Source organism: Pseudomonas sp. I2, from assembly GCF_040984075.1.
Lineage (GTDB): Bacteria > Pseudomonadota > Gammaproteobacteria > Pseudomonadales > Pseudomonadaceae > Aquipseudomonas > Aquipseudomonas guariconensis_B.
In genome coordinates, this window is record NZ_JBCGFQ010000024.1 from 73,126 (window position 1) to 92,592 (window position 19,467).

The window sequence follows — 19,467 nt, forward strand, 5'->3', positions numbered from 1 at the left end:
CGAACCGGGCGCGGCCAGCACCGCGCCCCAACCTGGTCATATGGGGAGGTTCCCATGAGCACACCACGCATCTCCTTCTACAACCTGGCCTGGCGCTGGCATTTCTACGCCGGGCTGTTCGTCGCGCCGTTCATGATCCTGCTGGCGATCACCGGGATCGTCTACCTGTTCAAGCCGCAGCTCGACCCGCTGATGTACCGCGACCTGATGGTGGTCGAGGCCGGCCATCACCGGCAAGGCGCCGACACCTTGCTGGCCGAGGTGCGCCAGGCTTATCCACAAGGGCATGTGGGGCAGTACCTGCCGCCGCTCAATGCCGAGCGCAGCGCACAGTTCGTGGTGCACGACGGCGGGCGCGAGCTGAACGTGTTCGTCGACCCTTACAGCGGCAAGGTACTCGGCGAACAGGACGGCAAGAACAACCTGCAGGCGATCGCCCGCGCCCTGCATGGCGAGCTGATGGTCGGCACACTGGGCGATCGCCTGGTGGAACTGGCCGCCGGCTGGGGCATCGTGCTGGTGGTGTCTGGCCTGTACCTGTGGTGGCCGCGCGGGCGCAACGGCGCCGGCGTGCTGTGGCCCCGCCTGTCGGCACGCGGCCGTGTGCTGTGGCGCGACCTGCATGCAGTCAGCGGTTTCTGGGGCTCGGCCCTGCTGTTGCTGATGCTGCTCAGCGGCATGACCTGGACCGGCCTGTGGGGCAAGCAGTACGCCGAATTGTGGAACCGCTTTCCCGCCGCCATGTGGAACGACGTACCCACCTCCGACCAGCAGGCCGGCGCGCTCAACCAGGCCCACCGCCAGACCGTGCCCTGGGCCCTGGAGAACACGCCGATGCCGGTCTCCGGCGCCCATGCCGAGCATGCCAGGCACCACGCCATGGCCAGCGCACCGGCCGCGCCGCAGGTGAGCCTGCAGCAGGTCGAGGACATCGCCAGCGCACGCCAGGTCGAGCCCGGCTACAGCATCACCCTGCCGACCACGGCGGATGGGGTGTTCACTGTCGCGGTGTTCGCCGACGATCCGCGCAACGACGCCACCCTGCATGTGGACCAGTACACTGGCAAGGTCTTGGCCGATGTGCGCTGGCAGGACTACGGCCCGGTCGCCCGTGCCACCGAACTCGGGGTGATGCTGCATGAGGGGCGGATGTTCGGGCCGTTGAACCAGTTCATCATCCTGGTGGTGTGCCTGATGATCCTGCTGGGCTCGGTCAGTGGCCTGGTGATGTGGTGGAAGCGCCGGCCGGTCGGTGGGCTGGGAGTGCCACCGCTGCGGCATGACCTGCCGCGCTGGAAGACCGCCGTGGGGGTGATGCTGGTGCTGGGCCTCGCCTTCCCGCTGGTAGGGGTGTCGATGCTGGTGATGTGGTTGGTCGACAGCCTGGCGGTGCGCCGCAAGGTGCTTGCCAGGGCTTGAGCCCCGGACCGCTTTGCGGCCCATTGCGGGCAAGCTCGCGCCTACAGGTAACCGCTGCCCTCGAGAGCGGCGCCGCCCCTGTGGGCGCGGGCTTGCCCGCGATTGGGCTGCGCAGCAGCCCCTTGCGCGATCCCCGCTGGAGTCGATCTGCCGCGTCCCCCGACCGGAACACGCGTGTTAGCCTACCCGGCTTCCCGACAACAAGACCGACCCTCGATGGAATACAAGCCCATGACACGGACCTCTCCCACACCAGCAGATGACCAGCACCTGCAACGCAACCTGACCAACCGCCACATCCAGCTGATCGCCATCGGTGGCGCCATCGGCACCGGCCTGTTCATGGGCTCGGGCAAGACCATCAGCCTGGCGGGGCCGTCGATCATCTTCGTCTACATGATCATCGGCTTCATGCTGTTCTTCGTCATGCGCGCCATGGGCGAACTGCTGCTGTCGAACCTGAACTACAAGTCGTTCATCGACTTCTCCTCCGACCTGCTCGGCCCCTGGGCCGGCTATTTCACCGGCTGGACCTACTGGTTCTGCTGGGTCATCACCGGCATCGCCGACGTGATCGCCATCGCCGCCTACTCGCAGTTCTGGTTTCCCGACCTGCCCCAGTGGGTACCGGCGCTGGCCTGCGTCGGCGTGCTGCTGTCGCTGAACCTGATCACCGTGAAGATGTTCGGCGAGATCGAGTTCTGGTTCGCCATGATCAAGATCGTCGCCATCCTCGGCCTGGTCGCCACCGGCCTGTACATGGTCGTCAGCGGCTTCGAGTCGCCGGCTGGCCGCACCGCGAGCCTGGCCAACCTGTGGAACGACGACGGCATGTTCCCTCATGGCCTGATGGGCTTCTTCGCGGGCTTTCAGATCGCCGTGTTCGCCTTCGTCGGCATCGAGCTGGTGGGCACCACCGCCGCCGAGGCGAAGAACCCCGAGCGCACCTTGCCACGGGCGATCAACTCGATCCCGGTCCGCATCATCGTGTTCTATGTGCTGGCGCTGATCGCCATCATGGCCGTCACCCCGTGGCGCGACGTGGTGCCGGGCAAGAGCCCGTTCGTGGAGTTGTTCGTCCTGGCTGGCCTGCCGGCGGCGGCGAGCATCATCAACTTCGTGGTGCTGACCTCGGCCGCGTCCTCGGCCAACAGCGGCGTGTTCTCCACCAGCCGCATGCTCTATGGCCTGGCCCAGGAGGGCGACGCGCCCAAGGCCTTCGAGAAACTGTCGCGCCGCGCCGTGCCGGCCAACGGCCTGTACTTCTCCTGCACCTGCCTGCTGCTCGGTGCCGTGCTGATCTACGTGATCCCCGACCTGGTCGAGGCCTTCACCCTGGTCACTACCGTCTCGGCGCTGTTGTTCATGTTCGTCTGGACGCTGATCCTGCTGTCGTACCTGACCTACCGCAAGCAGCGCGCCGCCCTGCATGAGTCGTCGAAGTACAAGATGCCTGGCGGGCGCGTGATGTGCTACGTGTGCCTGGCGTTCTTCGCCTTCATCCTGGTGCTGCTGAGCCTGGAAGACGACACCCGTGCGGCCCTGGTGGTCACGCCGCTGTGGTTCGTGATCCTGGCGGTCACCTACCAGTTCGTGCGCAGCAAACGCCAGCTGCGTAGAACGGTGGGCGGTGTGCAGGACAACTGAGGCCCATTTGGGGCCGCCTCGCGGCCCCAATGCCGTGCACACCTGCCCTGCAGGCACCAAGCTGGACCGCCCCGGTGCCCCAGATCGTCGCCAACCCCGCCTGCCTCAAGCCTTTGCGCCTTCGGCACAGCCCTTGCAATCGCCCTCCCCGAGTCGCCACACCCCACCGAACTCAACGGAGAGAGCACATGAAGCGTCGCAGTCTGATCAAGGCCGTCACCCTCAGCGCCAGCCTGGCCGCCATGGGTCTGAGCTGGACCCTCCAGGCCGCCGAGACCATCAAGGTCGGTATCCTGCATTCGCTGTCCGGGACCATGGCGATCTCCGAGACGTCGCTCAAGGACATGGCCCTGATGACCATCGAGCAGATCAACGCCAAGGGCGGGGTGAACGGCAAGCTGCTGGAGCCCGTGGTGGTGGACCCGGCCTCGAACTGGCCGCTGTTCGCCGAGAAGAGCCGCCAGTTGCTGACCCAGGACAAGGTCGCGGTGGTGTTCGGCTGCTGGACCTCGGTGTCGCGCAAGTCGGTGCTGCCGGTATTCGAGGAGCTCGACGGCCTGCTGTTCTACCCGGTGCAGTACGAGGGCGAGGAGATGTCGCCCAACGTCTTCTATACCGGCGCGGCACCGAACCAGCAGGCCATCCCGGCGGTGGAATACCTGATGAGCGAAGACGGCGGCGAAGCCAAGCGCTTCTTCCTGCTCGGCACCGACTACGTCTACCCGCGCACCACCAACAAGATCCTGCGCGCCTTCCTGCACAGCAAGGGCGTGGCCGACAAGGACATCGAAGAGGTGTACACACCGTTCGGCCACAGCGACTACCAGACCATCGTCGCCAACATCAAGAAATTCGCCGCCGGCGGCAAGACGGCGGTGATCTCCACGGTCAACGGCGATTCCAACGTGCCCTTCTACAAGGAGCTGGCCAACCAGGGCCTGAAGGCCACCGAGGTACCGGTGGTGGCGTTCTCGGTGGGCGAGGAGGAGCTGCGTGGCATCGACACCAAGCCACTGGTGGGCCACCTGGCGGCGTGGAACTACTTCGAGTCGGTGGACAACCCGGTCAACCAACGCTTCGTCGCCGACTGGAAGGCCTATGCCAAGGCCAAGAACCTGCCGGGCGCCGACAAGGCGGTGACCAACGACCCGATGGAGGCCACCTACGTGGGCATCCATATGTGGGCACAGGCCGTGGAGAAGGCCGGCAGCACCGAGGTCGCCAAGGTCCGCGAGGCCCTGGCCGGGCAGAGCTTCCAGGCACCGTCGGGTTACACCCTGACCATGGACAAGAGCAACCACCACCTGCACAAGCCAGTGATGATCGGCGAAATCCAGGACGACGGGCAGTTCAGCGTGGTCTGGGAAACCGAACAGCCGTTGCGGGCGCAGCCCTGGAGCCCGTTCATTCCGGGCAACGAAAAGCGGCCTGACTATGCAGTGAAAGGCAACTGAGTGCCCAGGGGCCGCTCTGCGGCCCAGTCACCGGCAAGCCCGCGCCCACTGCCCTCAAGCGCTGCGGCGTCGTGGTGGGCTTGCCGGCGATGAATTCACCGCTGATCCGGGATACCCTCATGTACCGACTCCTGCTCACGCTCTTGCTCCTGCTGCCCCTGGCAACCCAGGCCAGCGAGGGCGAATTCTTCCTCGCCGCCAAAGCCAACGAACAGGCCCGCCTGCTCCTGGGCTGGGCAGCGCAACCCGAGCCCTCGCGGCTGGCGCTGCTGAGCGCGCTCAAGCAGGGCCGCATCGCCGAAGGCGACACCCGCAAGGTGCGCCTGAACAACCGACTGCGCGGGCTGATCGACAACGCCCTGGCCAGCCACCAGTTGTTCAGCGACGACAGCGACCTGCGCCTGGCCGCTGCCCGTCAATTGCAAAAGAGCGCGCAGCCGGCGCAGGTGGCCTTCCTCGACCGGCGCTTGGCCAGCGAGCCGGACGCCGCCGTGCATGCCGCCCTCGGCCTGGCCCTGGCCAACCTGCAGTTGGGCGCCAGCGAGCCTGCGGTACGCCTGGCGGCCGTGCGCCTGCTCGGCGAAACCGGTGACCCGCTGGCCCGCACGCGCCTGGAGGCCCTGCTGCAACCGGACGCGGAAAGCGACCCGGCCGTACGTACCGCCGCCGAAACCAGCCTGGCCCAGGTCAAGCGCAAGTTGCTGGTCGGCGAGCTGCTCGGCCAGGCCTTCAGCGGCCTGTCCCTGGGCTCGGTCCTGCTGCTGGCGGCCCTGGGCCTGGCGATCACCTTCGGCCTGCTGGGGGTGATCAACATGGCCCATGGCGAGATGCTCATGCTGGGCGCCTACACCACCTACCTGGTCCAGGTACTGGTGCAGCGCCACGCCCCCGGGGCCATCGAGTTCTACCCGTTGATCGCCCTGCCGGTGGCCTTCGCCGTCAGCGCCGGGGTCGGCATGGCGCTGGAGCGCACGGTGATCCGTCACTTGTACGGCCGGCCGTTGGAAACCCTGCTGGCGACCTGGGGCATCAGCCTGATCCTGATCCAGGCCATCCGCCTGCTGTTCGGCGCGCAGAACGTCGAAGTGGGCAACCCGGCCTGGCTGTCCGGCGGCATCCAGGTGCTGCCGAACCTGGTGCTGCCCTACAACCGCCTGGTGATCATCGGCTTCGCCCTGGCCGTGGTGCTGCTCACCTGGCTGCTGCTCAACCGCACACGGTTGGGCCTGCACGTACGCGCCGTGACCCAGAACCGCAACATGGCTGCCTGCTGCGGCGTCGCCACCGGCCGGGTGGACATGCTCGCCTTCGGCCTTGGCTCGGGCATCGCCGGGCTGGGCGGCGTGGCCCTGAGCCAGGTGGGCAACGTCGGCCCCGACCTTGGCCAGGGCTACATCATCGACTCGTTCCTGGTGGTGGTGCTCGGCGGTGTCGGCCAGCTCGCCGGCAGCCTCTGGGCCGCCTTCGGCCTAGGGATCGCCAACAAGCTGCTGGAGCCGCAGATCGGTGCGGTGCTCGGCAAGATCCTCATCCTTGCGCTGATCATCCTGTTCATCCAGAAGCGTCCGCAAGGCCTGTTCGCCCTCAAGGGACGGGTAATCGACTGATGAACCAGCCACTGCTTGTCACTGCCACGCAAAAGGCCGGGCCACGCCTGGCACTGGCCATCGGCGCCGTCGTCGTCCTGGTGCTGCTGGCCCTGCCGCTGTTGTCGCTACTACCGGCGACGCACCCGCTGCAGGTCTCGGCCTACACCCTGACCCTGGTCGGCAAGATCCTCTGCTACGCCATCGTCGCCCTGGCGCTGGACCTGGTCTGGGGCTATGCCGGGTTGCTGTCCCTGGGCCACGGCCTATTCTTCGCCCTCGGCGGCTACGCCATGGGCATGTACCTGATGCGCCAGGCGGCGGGCGACGGCCTGCCCGGGTTCATGACCTTCCTGTCGTGGAGCGAGCTGCCCTGGTACTGGGCCGGCACCCAGCACTTTGCCTGGGCCCTGTGCCTGGTGGTGCTCGCCCCTGGGCTGCTGGCCCTGGTGTTCGGCTGGTTCGCCTTCCGTTCGCGGATCAAGGGCGTGTACTTCTCGATCATGACCCAGGCCCTGACCTTCGCCGCCATGCTGCTGTTCTTCCGCAACGAGACGGGCTTCGGTGGCAACAACGGCTTCACCAGCTTCCGCACCCTGCTGGGCTTCGACATCGCCGCCCCGGGCACCCGGGCAGTGCTGTTCCTGCTCACCGTGGCCCTGTTGCTGGGCAGTCTGTACCTGTGCTGGCGCCTGACCCAAAGCAAGTTCGGCCGCCTGCTCACCGCGCTGCGCGATGCCGAGAACCGCCTGATGTTCTGCGGCTACGACCCACGCGGCTTCAAGCTGCTGGTGTGGGTGCTCAGCGCCGTGTTGTGCGGCCTGGCCGGAGCCCTGTACGTGCCGCAGGTGGGCATCATCAACCCCAGCGAGATGTCGCCGACCAACTCTATCGAAGCCGCCGTGTGGGTCGCCCTGGGCGGGCGTGGCACGCTGCTCGGCCCGTTGCTCGGCGCAGGCCTGGTCAATGGCATGAAGAGCTGGTTCACCGTGGCCTTCCCGGAGTTCTGGCTGTTCTTCCTCGGCGCCCTGTTCATCCTGGTCACGCTGTACCTGCCCAAGGGCGTGGTCGGCCTGCTGAAGAAAAGGAGCCAGCCATGAAAGGCGTGCCCCCGGTGCATCCGGAATTCATGCTCGAACCGGTGTTCGATCAGCTCGGTGCCGGCCGCGACGCCATCGGCCTCGGCCAGCGCCGCAGCGCCGGCCTCGATGCGCGCCATGGCACGGTGCTGAGCCTGGAGGACATCAGTGTCAGCTTCGATGGCTTCAAGGCGCTCAACGCGCTGAACCTGTACATCGGCGTTGGCGAGCTGCGCTGCATCATCGGCCCCAATGGCGCCGGCAAGACCACGCTGATGGACGTGATCACCGGCAAGACCCGCCCGGACACCGGCAGCGCGTTCTTCGGCGACACCCTCGACCTGACGCACCTGAGCGAGTACCAGATCGCCCAGGCCGGCATTGGCCGCAAGTTCCAGAAGCCCACGGTATTCGAAGCCCTGAGCGTCTACGAGAACCTGGAGCTGGCACTCAAGACGGACAAGTCGGTATGGGCCAGCCTGGTCACGCGGTTGTCGGGCGAACAGCGCCAGCGCATCGAGCAGGTGCTGGCGACCCTGCGCCTGCTGCCACTGGCGCAGCGCCAGGCGGGCCTGTTGTCCCATGGGCAGAAGCAGTTCCTGGAGATCGGCATGCTGCTGGTGCAGGAGCCGCAGTTGCTGTTGCTCGACGAACCGGTGGCGGGCATGACCGATGCCGAGACCGAGTTCACCGCCGAACTGTTCAAGGGCCTGGCCGGCCGGCATTCGCTGATGGTGGTGGAGCATGACATGGGGTTCGTCGGCAGCATTGCCGACCATGTCACGGTGCTGCACCAGGGCAGCGTACTGGCCGAAGGCTCGCTGGAGCAGGTGCAGGCGGATGAACGGGTAGTCGAGGTTTATCTCGGGCGCTGACGCGCCCTCAAGCGCCAAGCGGCAAGATGTCCCGAGCGGCTTTTACTTGCAGCTTGCCGCTCGGATCTGCCAGTAACGAGGAATGTCGAAGTGCTCCAAATCAGTGAATTGCATCAGTACTACGGCGGCAGCCACATCCTGCGCGGCCTGTCCTTCGAGGCCAAGGTCGGCGAAGTCACCTGCCTGCTCGGCCGCAACGGCGTGGGCAAGACCACCCTGCTGCGCTGCCTGATGGGGCTGGTGCCGGCACGCGAGGGCAGCGTGCACTGGGAGCAGCAGGACATCACTCGCTTCAAGCCCCAGCAGCGGGTCCAGGCTGGCATCGCCTATGTGCCGCAGGGCCGCGAGATCTTCCCGCGGCTCACCGTCGAGGAAAACCTGCTGATGGGCCTGTCGCGCTTCCCCGCCCGCGAGGCGCGCGAGGTACCGGCCTTCATCTACGAACTGTTCCCGGTGCTGGAGCAGATGAAGCAACGCCGTGGCGGCGACCTGTCCGGGGGCCAGCAGCAGCAACTGGCCATCGGCCGTGCCCTGGCCAGCCGCCCACGCCTGCTGATCCTCGACGAACCCACCGAAGGCATCCAGCCGTCGGTGATCAAGGAGATCGGCGCGGTGATCCGCCAACTGGCCGATCGCGGCGACCTGGCCATCCTGCTGGTGGAGCAGTTCTACGACTTCGCCGAGGCCCTGGCCGACCAGTACCTGGTGATGGCCCGGGGTGAGATCGTCCAGCGTGGCCGTGGCGAAAACATGCAAGCTGAAGGTGTGCGCGGCCTGGTAACCATTTAATCTGCACCGATCCACCCTGCGAGACGCTGTCATGAACCACGTAATCCGCGACGCCCTGCCCGACGACGTGCCGGGGATCCTCGACATCTACAACGACGCCGTGCGCAACACCACGGCGATCTGGAACGAAACGCCGGTCGATTTGGCCAACCGCCAGGCCTGGTTCGAGGCCCGGGCGCAGCAGGGCTACCCGATCCTGGTGGCGGTGGATGACAGTGGCGTGCTGGGCTACGCCTCGTTCGGCGACTGGCGGCCGTTCGAGGGTTTTCGGCATACCGTGGAGCACTCGGTCTACATCCGCGATGACCAGCGCGGCAAGGGCCTGGGGCCGCTGCTGATGCAGGCGCTGGTGGAGCGGGCGCGGGCATGTGGCAAGCATGTGATGGTCGCCGCCATCGAGAGCGGCAACGCGGCGTCGATCCGCCTGCATGAGCGGCTGGGGTTCGTGGTGACAGGGCAGATGCCACAGGTAGGGGTGAAGTTCGGCAAGTGGCTGGACCTGACCTTCATGCAACTGATGCTCGACCCGGGGGCCGAACCCAAGCGCTGAGGCGAGGGCCGCAAGGCGGCCCCAATCCGCTCACATCTGGATGAACCTGCCCAACCGCTGGCGCAGCATGCTGTTCTCGCTGCGCAGTTGCTGCACCTCTTCCAGCAGCTCCAGCGCCAGCGCCACGCCTTCCCATTCCAGCTCCAGCTCCTCGTGCAGCTTGGCCGCACGCTTGGCGAGCCAGGGTGCCTGGTCGTCGAACAACCAGTCCTCCGGCGTTCGCCCCGAAGGTTCAACGATGCCGTGCTCGACGATTTCGATCACGCAGTCGGCCGTGAGGTCGGCCTCCTGACAGAGGGTTCGCATGTCCAGTTGAACGATCAGGGTGCTGCTCATGATCAACTACTCCATTGTGTCCTCGGATTGAACGCAGCCTTCTCGGCGAGCTTGCTCCAGAGTTCGCGGGCGGCCGCATCCGACTGGCTGGGCATGACCACCTTGAGCTGGGCATAGAGGTCGCCACGCTGGCCCTGCTTGTTGGCCAGGCCCATGCCCTTGACCCGCAGGCGCTGGCCGCTCTGGCTGTCGGGGCGGATGGTCAGGTTGATCTTGCCGGTGAGGGTCGGCACCTCCACCTTGGCGCCCAGGGCAGCCTCCCAAGGCGCCAGGGGCACGGTGATGATCAGGTCATGACCTTCGACATCGAACAGCGGGTGCGGTGCCATGCGGATGGTCAGGAACAGGTCGCCGTTGGCCCCGCCAGCGACGCCCGGCGCCCCCTGGCCCTTGAGGCGGATACGCTCGCCATCGGTGACCCCGGCAGGGATACGCACGTTGAGGGTCTTGGTGGTGAAGCCGGTACGCTGGCCAGCGGCGTTGGTCTGCGGCACCTGGAAACTGATCTGCTTGGACTCCTTGCTCAGGGTTTCCTCGAGGAAGATCGCCAGCTCCAGTTCCACGTCCTGCCCTCGCCTGCCCGCGCTGCGTTGCTGACCACGGCCGAAGGGGTTGCCGCCCCGGGCACCGAAGATCGAACTGAAGAATTCCGAGAAATCCCCTGCCTCGAAGCCACCCTCAGCCCCACGGGCCTCCCAGCCCGGCGGTGCCTGGAAGGGCCGGCCGTGCTGGCCGCCGTACTTGCGGATCTCGTCGTACTCGGCGCGCTTTTGTGTATCGCCCAGCACTTCGTAGGCCTCGTTGGCCTCCTTGAATTTCTCCTCGGCGTCGCGCTCCTTGCTGACGTCGGGGTGATACTTGCGCGCGAGCTTGCGGTAGGCGGTCTTGATCGCCTTCTCGTCCGCCGTCGGCTCGACGCCGAGTATCTTGTAGTAGTCTTTGAAGTCCATCTAGGGGATCACCGTTCAGAATGTGTGCGTTGCATCTGAAGATAAGGGTCAAGCATAGCCTTTCAAGGCCCGCTTGGGGTTGCTCCAGAGCAGACGATCGGTCTTGATTCTGCTGGCCACTGGCATAAACTGCGCGGCCGTTTTGCCTCCGGAAGCCTTCCCCCCCATGTCTGACGTATCCCCGGCCCGTGCCTTGGGCATCGACTTCGGCACCTCCAACTCCACGGTCGGCTGGCACCGCCCCGGCGTGCAATCGCTGATCGCCCTGGAAGACGGCAAGATCACCCTGCCCTCGGTGGTCTTCTTCAATATCGAGGAACGCCGTCCGGTATACGGCCGCCTGGCCCTGCACGAATACCTGGAGGGCTACGAAGGACGCCTGATGCGCTCGCTCAAGAGCCTGCTCGGCTCCAAGCTGATCAAGCACGACACCAGCGTGCTGGGCACCGCCCTGCCGTTCAAGGACTTGCTGGGCATGTTCATCGGCGAGCTGAAGAAACGCGCCGAGGCCAATGCCGGCCGCAGCTTCGACGAGGTGGTGCTGGGCCGCCCGGTGTTCTTCGTCGACGAAGACCCGGCCGCCGACCAGGAGGCCGAGGATACCCTGGCCGAGGTGGCGCGCAAGGTCGGCTTCAAGGAGGTTTCGTTCCAGTACGAGCCGATCGCCGCGGCGTTCGACTACGAGTCGGGCATCGACCGTGAGGAACTGGTGCTGATCGTCGACATCGGCGGCGGTACCTCGGACTTCTCGCTGATCCGCCTGTCGCCCGAGCGTCACCTGCTCGATGAGCGCCACAGCGACATCCTCGCCACTGGCGGCGTGCACATCGGCGGTACCGACTTCGACAAGCAGTTGAGCCTGCAAGGCGTGATGCCGCTGTTCGGTTACGGCAGCCGGATGAAAAGCCAGGCGTTGATGCCCACCAGCTACCACCTGAACCTGGCCACCTGGCACACCATCAACGCGCTGTATTCGCAAAAATCCCAGTTGGCCCTGGGCAGCATGCGCTACGACATCGAGGACACCCTGGGTATCGATCGCCTGTTCAAGCTGATCGAGCAGCGTGCCGGGCACTGGCTGGCCATGGAAGTGGAGGCCAGCAAGATCGAGCTGACCGAACAGGAGCGCCGGCACATCGACCTGGGCCGCATCGAACCGGCGCTGGGTGTGGACCTGACCCGTGCGCTGTTCGAGGATGCCATCGAGGGGCTGCTGGGGCGTGTGCGTGGCAGCGTCGGCGAACTGCTGACCAAGGCCGGCGTGCGCGAAAGCCAGGTGGACACGGTGTTCTTCACCGGCGGCTCCAGCGGCATCCCGGCCTTGCGCAACAGCGTCGCGGCGATGCTACCCAACGCCCGCCACGTGGAAGGCAATATCTTCGGCAGCATCGGCAGCGGCCTGGCGATCGAAGCCCGCAAACGCTACGGCGCGCTCTGAAGCTTCTAGCTACAAGCCACAAGCTGCAAGTAAAAGCAGGCCGGTGGGGTAATGCTGTTCACTTAAGTCTGATGTGACATCGATTGGGGCTGCCTTGCAGCCCTTCGCGGGCAAGCCCGCTCCCACAGTATCGTGCATTTGCAGCGTACTTGTGGGAGCGGGCTTGCCCGCGAAGGGCCGCAAGGCGGCCCCAATGGCTTAAGTGAACAACATTAGGCCGGTGGAGTCGCCACTTCAGACCAGCTCGGCACGCTTGAGCTCGCTCTTGAGGTAGGCATAGTAGATCGGCCCCGCCACCACGCCCGGCAAGCCGAATGCCGCCTCGAACACCAGCATCGCCAACAGCAACTCCCACGACTTGGCACTGATCTGCCCGCCGACGATCCGCGCATTGAGGAAGTACTCGACCTTGTGGATCACGATCAAGTAGCCCAGGGCGGCCACCGCCACCCAGATCGACAGGGACAGCCCGACGATGGTGATCAGGGTGTTGGACATCAGGTTGCCGATCACCGGCAACAGGCCCAGCAGGAAAGTCAGCACGATCAAGGTCTTGGTCAGCGGCAGGTGCACCCCGAACAACGGGAACACCACCGCCAGGAAGATGCCGGTGAAGAAGGTGTTGAGCAGGGAAATCTTGATCTGGGCGAAGACGATGTTGCGAAACGCCTGCACCAGCAGGCTCAGGCGCTCGAACAGCGCCGCGGCCAGGGGCTTGCGCCGGGATATGTCGGGAATGCGCTGCAAGGCGACGATGGCACCGAGGATCATGCCGATCAGCAGGGTGACGAACATGTGCGCCATGCCCTTGCCCACCAGTTGCAGCTCGCCCAGGTGGCTCTTGAGCCAGTCGCCGATGGCCACCTTGAACTCCGCAGCGCTGGCCGGCAGGTAGCCGTCGATGAACGGCGGCAACTGGGCGCGCGCCCGCTCCACCAGGGCCATGAACTTGTCCAGCGAAGCACCGGGGTTCTCGGCCTCGTGCAGGAGGAAACTGAAGGCCCCGGCGAACACCAAGGTCAGGGTACTGACCACCAGCGTGCCGAGCAGGGCCACGGCCAGCCAGCGCGCACGCTGGCCGGCGATCAACGGCTGCAGCCTGGGGGTGAGCATGTTGACCAGCTCGAACACCAGCAGGCCGGCCAGCAGGCTGGGCAGCAACTTCAGGGGGAGCGCCAGCAGCAGGCCGGCAAGCACGATGATCCAACTGGCCAGGGTGATCTGGCGAGGGGTGAAGGTCATACAGCCTCAACGGCAGACAACAGAAAAGACCCGCAGTCTGCCAGCCTTCGTCCTACAAACATAGTGACTCGGCGCAGCTCACTTCTTCTTCAGGCAGTCGCTCATGAACGCCTTGCGCTCATCGCCCTTGAGGGCCTTGGCAGTGGCGTTGGCGTTGCAGGTCTTCATCTTCTCCTGCTGGGTGACCTTGAGGCACTTGCTCATGAACGCCTTGCGTTCATCCCCTTTCAGGGCCTGTTCGGTGGCTTCGGCATTGCAGGTCTTCATCTTTTCCTGCTGGGCGGTGGCGGCGAATCCCTGCGCGCTGATCAACACACCCAACACCAACAACGGCACTTGCAGCACTTTCATGGAGTGGTCTCCTTGTCTCCGTGCCCGCTGCACGGTCGTCGTGCAGAGTGTAGACAAGAATTTTTACATCTCCCTACAAGCCTGCGGCCTTGAGCCGTGCAGCGTGCTCGGTGAACAGCCGCACCGGGTCGGCGCCCTTGCCCACCGCGCCGAGGGACTGGTTGACGATGTCCAGGTGGTCGAGCGGATAGTCGTCGCCGATGACCTGGCCCAGGTGCGAGCTGTAGCGCCCGACCATGCCGTCGCATTGGCCCTTCTCGCGCGTGAAGGTGCGGGCGAACAACCGGCAGAAGCGGTTGCTGCCGTCGAAGCGGTTGCGCCCCTGGTCGGTACGCCCCGGTTGCAGGGTGCCGGACCACGAGTAATAGCGCACGCCATCGACCTCGGCCGGGCCCTCGCCCCCCCAGGAGGTCGGCAGGCCCTGTGGATAAGCCTGGTTGAACAGGGCCACGCCGGCGCTAGTGAGGGACTGGTGCGAGGCGTGCACGTCGATCGGCAGCGGCTCGCGCCGCCAGCCGGTTTCCAGCCATACCAGCAACACCGCAAGGCCATGCAGCACAGCCTTGAGTATCCGCCCCTGGGGTGAGTCGCCCGGGGCCTTGTGCGCCAAGTAGTCGGCCAGCTCCGAGCCCTGGTTGGGCCCGGCCACCGAGGTCACCGACGCCACCCGGTCGGGCCTCTTCGCCGCCGCGTAGCGGGCGCTGAGGGCCCCCTGGCTGTGGCCGATAAGGTTGACCCGTTCGGCCCCGGTCCGCCGGCAGATGTCCTCGATGATCGCCAGCAGCTGTTCGCCACGGACTTCGCTGGCATGCAGCGGCGACACCTGCACCGGGAATACCTGCGCTCCACCCCGGCGCAGCGCCGGAACGATGCCATACCAGTACGGATAGAGCAGCACCCGCACGAAACCGAGCATGCCCGGTACCAGCACCAGTGGGTAGCGCGTGGCCAGGTCCTGGTTCATGGCCTCTCCCTCTCCCTCTCCCTCTCCTTGGTCAGTCGGCCAACACTACAGGGCCGGGGCCAGGCATCGCAATCGAACTCCTGGCGCGCCATGCGGCTCCAACCAGAACAGACCCTGAGCAAGGAGCGGGACCATGTACAAGCAGACCCTGGCAATCCTTCTGGCGGGCGCGACCCTGGCCGCCTGCGGCAGCCGCCCGGAAAACCCGGTGGACTACGTCACCTACCGCGACGAGCCGCTGGTCAAGCAGGTCGAGAACGGCATGACCATGCAGAAGGTCATCGCCATCGGCGGCAGCCCGTCGAAGGTGAGCGACCTGCCCCATGGCGGCACCTGCAACGACTACATCCTCAACCGCGACGGCCACCAGCAGCCCTACTACGTACGCTTCGACGCCACCGGCCATGTCGATGCCAAGGGCTTCAAGACCTGCCAGCAACGAGAAGAGGACCGCGAGGCCGTACCCGGCGCGTGAGCCCTCCCTGACACCCCGTGACCACCCTGATCCTTTCGGAGATGAACATGAACGCTACCGAACTGACCGATGTGCAGACCCTGCGCGAGCGCGCCCGCCAGCATGTCGAGCAAGGCGCCGTGACCGAGGGCTACAGTGCCGATCGCGACAGGATCCTGCGCCTGCTCAATGAATCGCTGGCCACCGAGCTGGTCTGCACCCTGCGCTACAAGCGCCACTACTTCATGGCCAGCGGCATCAAGGCCAGCGTCGCCGCCGAGGAGTTCCTCGAGCATGCCAACCAGGAGGCCGAGCACGCCGACAAGCTGGCCGAGCGCATCGTCCAGCTCGGTGGCGAGCCGGATTTCAACCCGGACAACCTGAGCAAGAACGCCCACGCCCAGTACGTCGCGGGCAGTACCTTGAAAGAGATGGTCCTGGAGGACCTGGTGGCCGAGCGCATCGCCATCGACAGCTACCGCGAGATCATCCATTACATCGGCGAGAAAGACCCGACCACCCGGCGCATCTTCGAAGACATCCTGGCCCAGGAAGAAGAGCACGCCGACGACATGGCGGACCTGCTCAAAGGCTTGTGATCCACTGGGGCCGCTGTGCGGCCCCAGCGTTTGCCAGCCCCCTGCCCGAACCTACTTGCGCCCCTTCACCGCCGCCGGCGCCTTGCCGGCCCGCATCTGTTCGAGCAACGGCGTGCACTGGTTCGGCTCGTCGCCACTCGGCGCGATCAGTGCCAGTAGCCCCGCCGCAGGGCCGATCGCCACGCCCAGCGCCACCATCCCGGCGCCTCGCCGGGCCAGCGGCACCGCCTGCACCCCGGCGCTGGGCTTGGCGAACGGCCCACGCACGTACAACGGCGAACGCAGCGAGAACAAGCGCACGCCCTTCGATTCGGGGGTGATCTTCAAGTCCAACTGCTCGCTGGCGAAGTTGGCCGTACCGTCGACATGGATGATCGCGTTCTCGGTATCGAAGACGAACAACCGCGTGGTCGCCAGGCCATCCTTGATGCCCACGTCGGCCGCCGCGCAGTTGATCTTCACCTCCTCGTCGCCGAACAACTTGCCGATCACATAGTTGCCCACGTTGAGCCCGGCGATTTCCATCAGGCCCCGGCTGATGGCGCCATCGTTGATGAGCAGGCGCAGGTCGCCATTGGAGGTGCCGAGCAGGGCCGCCACCGAATTACCGCGCCCACCCAGGTCGGCATCACCGTTGAGCTCGCCGAAGCTGGTCTGCATGGGCGCGAAGCTGGGGAACAGTTGCTTGAGCTTGAAGCCCCGGGCGGTCAGCCGGGCGCGGCCTTGCATCGGCACCGTGCGACCGTCCAGGCGGATGTTGGCATTGAGGTTGCCCCCGGCGACGCCGAAGCGCAGCGGCTCCAGGCGCAACAGGCCGTCCTCGAGCAAGACACGGGCGGACAGGTCGTTGAACGGCAGTTGCTCGCTGTGCACGATGCGCTTGCCGCTGAAGGTAACGTCGGCATCCATCGCCCGCCAGCGCTCGGTGCGAAACTCCTCCACCGGCAAGACCTTGCCTGCCGGCTGCTTGCTGGCGCCACCACGGGCCTTCTGCTCGACGTTGGAGTCGGCGCCGATCAACGGGGCCAGGTCCTTGAACAGCAGTTGGTTGGACACCAGGTTGCCGGCGAGCTTCGGCCGCGGCTGGCTGGCGACGAAGGCCAGGTCGCCATGGATGTCGCTGTCGCCGATCTTGCCGTTGAAGCCTTCGTAGCGGAACCGCGCGCCGTCCGGATCCTGCAGGTTGGCGGTGAGGTGGCCGTCGGTGGAATAGGCCGGCGTGTCCGGCAAGGTCACGCCAGTCAGGGGATACAGGTTGCCCAGGCTGCTGCCGGACAGGCGCAGGCGCAGGTCGAGCGCGCCGAGGTTGCGTGGGTCGGTCAGGGTACCGGCAAGGGCCGCCCGGGTGTCGCCGATGCGCACGTCGGCCTGCAGCGGGAACGGCTGGCTGGCATCCTGCAGCGCCAGCAGGCCACCGATCTTGCCGGTGCCGGACACCGCCTGGCCTTTGTAGCGGCCCTGGGCCTTGAGGCCGAAGGCATAGTCCTGGGCGCCCCCGGCCTTCTCGGCGCTGGCCTTGCCGACGATCTCGCTGAACGGGATCGGCTTGCCCAGCGGGTCGATCTGCACCTTCATGCTGGTTTTCAGGATCTGGTCGTCGAAGCTGACGTTGCCCTGGTCGAAGCCGATGGCGCCGATGTCCAGCACCCACTTGGACGGCTCGGCATTTTCGTCCTCGGGCCCGAAGTCGAAGGTCCAGTTGGCCCGGCCATCGGCCAGGCGGGTAAGGCTGGCGGTGGGCTTGGTCAGGTCGATGCGCGGGATGACGATCTGCTGGAACGCCAGAGGCACGGGCGACAGGCGGAACTCCACGCGCTCCAGGCCGACCATCTGCGGCGTCTTCAGCCAGTCTGGATTGCCCAGGGTCAGGTCTTCGGCGATGAAGTGCGGCCAGGGCACCCAGGCCCGCCAACCACCCTCCTGCGGCTCGGTACGCCACTGCACGGCGAGGTTGCCGTTGATCGCGAACGGCCGGTGCAGGGCCTCGGAGACTTTCTCGTTGAGCAGCGGCTTGATGCGGTTCCAGTCGAACGTGGCGATCACCACCACCAGTATCGCCAACAGGGTCAACAGGCTGGCGAGGCTCCAGGTGAGGATTCTGACGGGACGCATCATTGCGTGATTCTCCTGACGACGACATGGCACAAAGCGGGCGTGACGATGGCACACATTATGTCGGACTGATGAAAGTCCGCTGGGTTTAATTCACCACCCCTGGAATGACGACTTTCCTGACCCTTTTCTCAGTTTCTGGCCGAGAAACAGATCCGGCGTCAGCTGAAAAACCTGCTAGCACATTGCCTTCAAATCCTCTGAAAGCGTTGCCTTAGAGCCTTCACGACCCTGTATCAACGCGGTCGATTGTCACCATTATCCGTATGAACTTTTCTCTGGCGTTACCGAGCGTAGCATTGGCTTCGTACCCACTTTCCAGCCCCCAGAGGAGCACCGATATCATGAAACGCCACCTGCTGCTGAGCCTGACCCTGTCCATCCTGGCCGCCAATGCCTTCGCCCTGCCAGCCGAAGAACAGCACCTGAGCGCCGAGTCCCGTACCAGCTCGGCCGAAATCGCCCAACCGCTGAAGACCTTGGCCGAGGGTGGCGCTGATCGTCTGCAGGAACGTGCCGCCCGCGTCGCCGAAGGGGGTTCCGACCGCCTGATCGAACGCAACAACCGCGTCGCCGAGGGGGGCTCCGACCGCCTGATCGAGCGCAACAACCGTGTCGCCGAAGGGGGCTCCGATCGCCTGATCGAGCGCAACAACCGTGTCGCCGAGGGTGGCTCCGACCGCCTGATCGAGCGCAACAACCGTGTCGCCGAAGGGGGCTCCGACCGCCTGATCGAAATCAGCCGCATGAGCTGATCGCCATGGCCAAGAACAACAACCCGCCGCGCAGTGCCTGCTCTCCCCCAAGCCCGGTCCATTGACCGGGCTTCGTTTTTTTATCCAGAATGCCCAGCCGTACAACCACAGAAGCCCGCCCCATGCTGCCGCGCGCCGAACAGAAGCTACAGACACGCCAGGCCCTGCTGGATGCCGCCTGCCAGCTCATGGAGAGCGGCCGTGGCTTCGGCAGCATCAGCCTGCGCGAAGTGGCCAAGGCCGCCGGCATCGTGCCCACCGGTTTCTACCGACACTTCCCCGACATGGACGCGCTGGGCCTTGCCCTGGTCGCCGAGGTCGACGCGACCTTCCGCCAAACCATCCGTCTGGTGCGGCAAAACGAATTCGAGCTGGGCGGCATCACCGACGCCTCGGTGCGCATCTTCCTCGATGTGGTCGCCGCCCACCGCGCCCAGTTCCTGTTCCTCGCCCGCGAGCAGTACGGCGGCTCCCAGGCGGTGCGCCAGGCCATCGCCCGCTTGCGCCAGGACATCAGCGCCGACCTGGCCACCGACCTCGCCCGCATGCCCCGCTGGCAGCACCTGGATGCCGCCGCCCTGGCGGTGATGGCCGACCTGGTGGTCAAGACGGTGTTCGCCACCCTGCCGGAACTGATCGACAGCCCAGGCCCCGACGACCCGCAAGCGCTTACGCCCCAGGAAAAGATCACCCAGCAGCTGCGTTTCATCTTCGTCGGCGCGCGGCATTGGCAGGGCCTCGGTAACCCGGGGTAAGCACAGCGGGGATCTGTAAGTAAAAGCAAAAATCAAAATCTGCGCAGGCATGCTTTTTCTTGCAGCTTGCAGCTTGCAGCTTGCCGCTAGCTGCTACCATGACGCACTGCCC

At 65.7% G+C, this 19,467-nt stretch carries 19 protein-coding genes; 13 read left to right on the forward strand and 6 right to left on the reverse strand.

Going from position 1 to position 19,467, the window contains the following annotated elements; genetic code table 11:
• Nucleotides 1–54: 54 nt before the first annotated feature.
• The 8 genes from WCE05_RS14260 (at nt 55) to WCE05_RS14295 (ending at nt 9,399) form a co-directional block, all read left to right on the forward strand.
• Nucleotides 55–1,419, forward strand: coding sequence for a PepSY-associated TM helix domain-containing protein (locus WCE05_RS14260; protein ID WP_368816083.1), 1,365 nt, complete (start codon nt 55–57; stop codon nt 1,417–1,419).
• Between the two features lie 231 nt (nt 1,420–1,650).
• Nucleotides 1,651–3,066, forward strand: a complete 1,416-nt coding sequence (gene cycA / locus WCE05_RS14265; protein WP_368816084.1) for a D-serine/D-alanine/glycine transporter — start codon at nt 1,651–1,653, stop codon at nt 3,064–3,066.
• A 188-nt stretch (nt 3,067–3,254) separates the two neighbouring features.
• Nucleotides 3,255–4,520 carry an urea ABC transporter substrate-binding protein gene (gene urtA / locus WCE05_RS14270; protein ID WP_225790611.1) on the forward strand — a complete coding sequence of 422 codons (1,266 nt, stop codon included), beginning with the start codon at nt 3,255–3,257 and terminating at the stop codon, nt 4,518–4,520.
• Between the two features lie 119 nt (nt 4,521–4,639).
• The gene (urtB, locus tag WCE05_RS14275) at nt 4,640–6,127 is read left to right on the forward strand and encodes an urea ABC transporter permease subunit UrtB (RefSeq protein WP_225790610.1); all 1,488 of its coding nucleotides are present in this window, start codon (nt 4,640–4,642) and stop codon (nt 6,125–6,127) included.
• Nucleotides 6,127–7,206 carry an urea ABC transporter permease subunit UrtC gene (gene urtC / locus WCE05_RS14280; protein WP_253168063.1) on the forward strand — a complete coding sequence of 360 codons (1,080 nt, stop codon included), beginning with the start codon at nt 6,127–6,129 and terminating at the stop codon, nt 7,204–7,206. Before urtB ends, urtC begins: the two co-directional genes overlap by 1 nt.
• Nucleotides 7,203–8,060 (forward strand): urea ABC transporter ATP-binding protein UrtD, encoded by an 858-nt coding sequence (gene urtD, locus WCE05_RS14285; protein WP_253080998.1) that lies wholly within the window; start codon nt 7,203–7,205, stop codon nt 8,058–8,060. Before urtC ends, urtD begins: the two co-directional genes overlap by 4 nt.
• A 90-nt stretch (nt 8,061–8,150) precedes the next feature.
• Entirely contained in the window at nt 8,151–8,849 is a 699-nt protein-coding gene (gene urtE / locus WCE05_RS14290; RefSeq protein WP_253080997.1) for an urea ABC transporter ATP-binding subunit UrtE, read from the forward strand.
• A 31-nt stretch (nt 8,850–8,880) separates the two neighbouring features.
• Nucleotides 8,881–9,399 (forward strand): GNAT family N-acetyltransferase, encoded by a 519-nt coding sequence (locus WCE05_RS14295; protein ID WP_225790606.1) that lies wholly within the window; start codon nt 8,881–8,883, stop codon nt 9,397–9,399.
• Between the two features lie 30 nt (nt 9,400–9,429).
• Here the strand turns inward: WCE05_RS14295 and WCE05_RS14300 are convergent, their stop codons facing one another.
• Nucleotides 9,430–9,735, reverse strand: coding sequence for a chaperone modulator CbpM (locus tag WCE05_RS14300; protein ID WP_225790605.1), 306 nt, complete (start codon nt 9,733–9,735; stop codon nt 9,430–9,432).
• A 2-nt stretch (nt 9,736–9,737) separates the two neighbouring features.
• Nucleotides 9,738–10,685 (reverse strand): curved DNA-binding protein, encoded by a 948-nt coding sequence (cbpA, locus tag WCE05_RS14305; RefSeq protein ID WP_225790604.1) that lies wholly within the window; start codon nt 10,683–10,685, stop codon nt 9,738–9,740.
• Nucleotides 10,686–10,851: 166 nt separating this feature from the next.
• On the opposite strand from cbpA, the gene WCE05_RS14310 reads away from it, so the two are divergent.
• Complete coding sequence (locus WCE05_RS14310; protein WP_368816085.1) at nt 10,852–12,123, forward strand: Hsp70 family protein; 1,272 nt, start codon at nt 10,852–10,854, stop codon at nt 12,121–12,123.
• 234 nt (nt 12,124–12,357) lie between these two features.
• On the opposite strand, the gene WCE05_RS14315 is transcribed toward WCE05_RS14310, so the two are convergent.
• The 3 genes from WCE05_RS14315 to WCE05_RS14325 form a co-directional block, all read right to left on the reverse strand.
• Nucleotides 12,358–13,365: an AI-2E family transporter gene (locus WCE05_RS14315; protein WP_225790602.1), complete on the reverse strand. Its 1,008-nt coding sequence runs from the start codon at nt 13,363–13,365 to the stop codon at nt 12,358–12,360.
• A gap of 78 nt (nt 13,366–13,443) precedes the next feature.
• The gene (locus WCE05_RS14320) at nt 13,444–13,716 is read right to left on the reverse strand and encodes a PsiF family protein (RefSeq protein WP_225790601.1); all 273 of its coding nucleotides are present in this window, start codon (nt 13,714–13,716) and stop codon (nt 13,444–13,446) included.
• 73 nt (nt 13,717–13,789) lie between these two features.
• The gene (locus tag WCE05_RS14325; protein WP_225790600.1) at nt 13,790–14,680 is read right to left on the reverse strand and encodes a triacylglycerol lipase; all 891 of its coding nucleotides are present in this window, start codon (nt 14,678–14,680) and stop codon (nt 13,790–13,792) included.
• A 133-nt stretch (nt 14,681–14,813) separates the two neighbouring features.
• Here WCE05_RS14325 and osmE point away from each other — a divergent pair, with 133 nt between their 5' ends.
• The gene (gene osmE, locus WCE05_RS14330) at nt 14,814–15,155 is read left to right on the forward strand and encodes an osmotically-inducible lipoprotein OsmE (protein ID WP_225790599.1); all 342 of its coding nucleotides are present in this window, start codon (nt 14,814–14,816) and stop codon (nt 15,153–15,155) included.
• 47 nt (nt 15,156–15,202) lie between these two features.
• Complete coding sequence (locus WCE05_RS14335; RefSeq protein ID WP_368816086.1) at nt 15,203–15,733, forward strand: bacterioferritin; 531 nt, start codon at nt 15,203–15,205, stop codon at nt 15,731–15,733.
• A 51-nt stretch (nt 15,734–15,784) separates the two neighbouring features.
• Here the strand turns inward: WCE05_RS14335 and WCE05_RS14340 are convergent, their stop codons facing one another.
• Nucleotides 15,785–17,848, reverse strand: a complete 2,064-nt coding sequence (locus WCE05_RS14340) for an AsmA family protein (RefSeq protein WP_368816087.1) — start codon at nt 17,846–17,848, stop codon at nt 15,785–15,787.
• Nucleotides 17,849–18,189: 341 nt separating this feature from the next.
• Between WCE05_RS14340 and WCE05_RS14345 the strand changes: the two genes are divergently transcribed.
• Both WCE05_RS14345 and WCE05_RS14350 read left to right on the forward strand, forming a co-directional pair.
• Nucleotides 18,190–18,600: a phage infection protein gene (locus tag WCE05_RS14345; protein WP_368816088.1), complete on the forward strand. Its 411-nt coding sequence runs from the start codon at nt 18,190–18,192 to the stop codon at nt 18,598–18,600.
• Nucleotides 18,601–18,722: 122 nt separating this feature from the next.
• Nucleotides 18,723–19,355: a TetR family transcriptional regulator gene (locus WCE05_RS14350; RefSeq protein WP_225790595.1), complete on the forward strand. Its 633-nt coding sequence runs from the start codon at nt 18,723–18,725 to the stop codon at nt 19,353–19,355.
• The last annotated feature ends 112 nt before the right edge of the window (nt 19,356–19,467 follow it).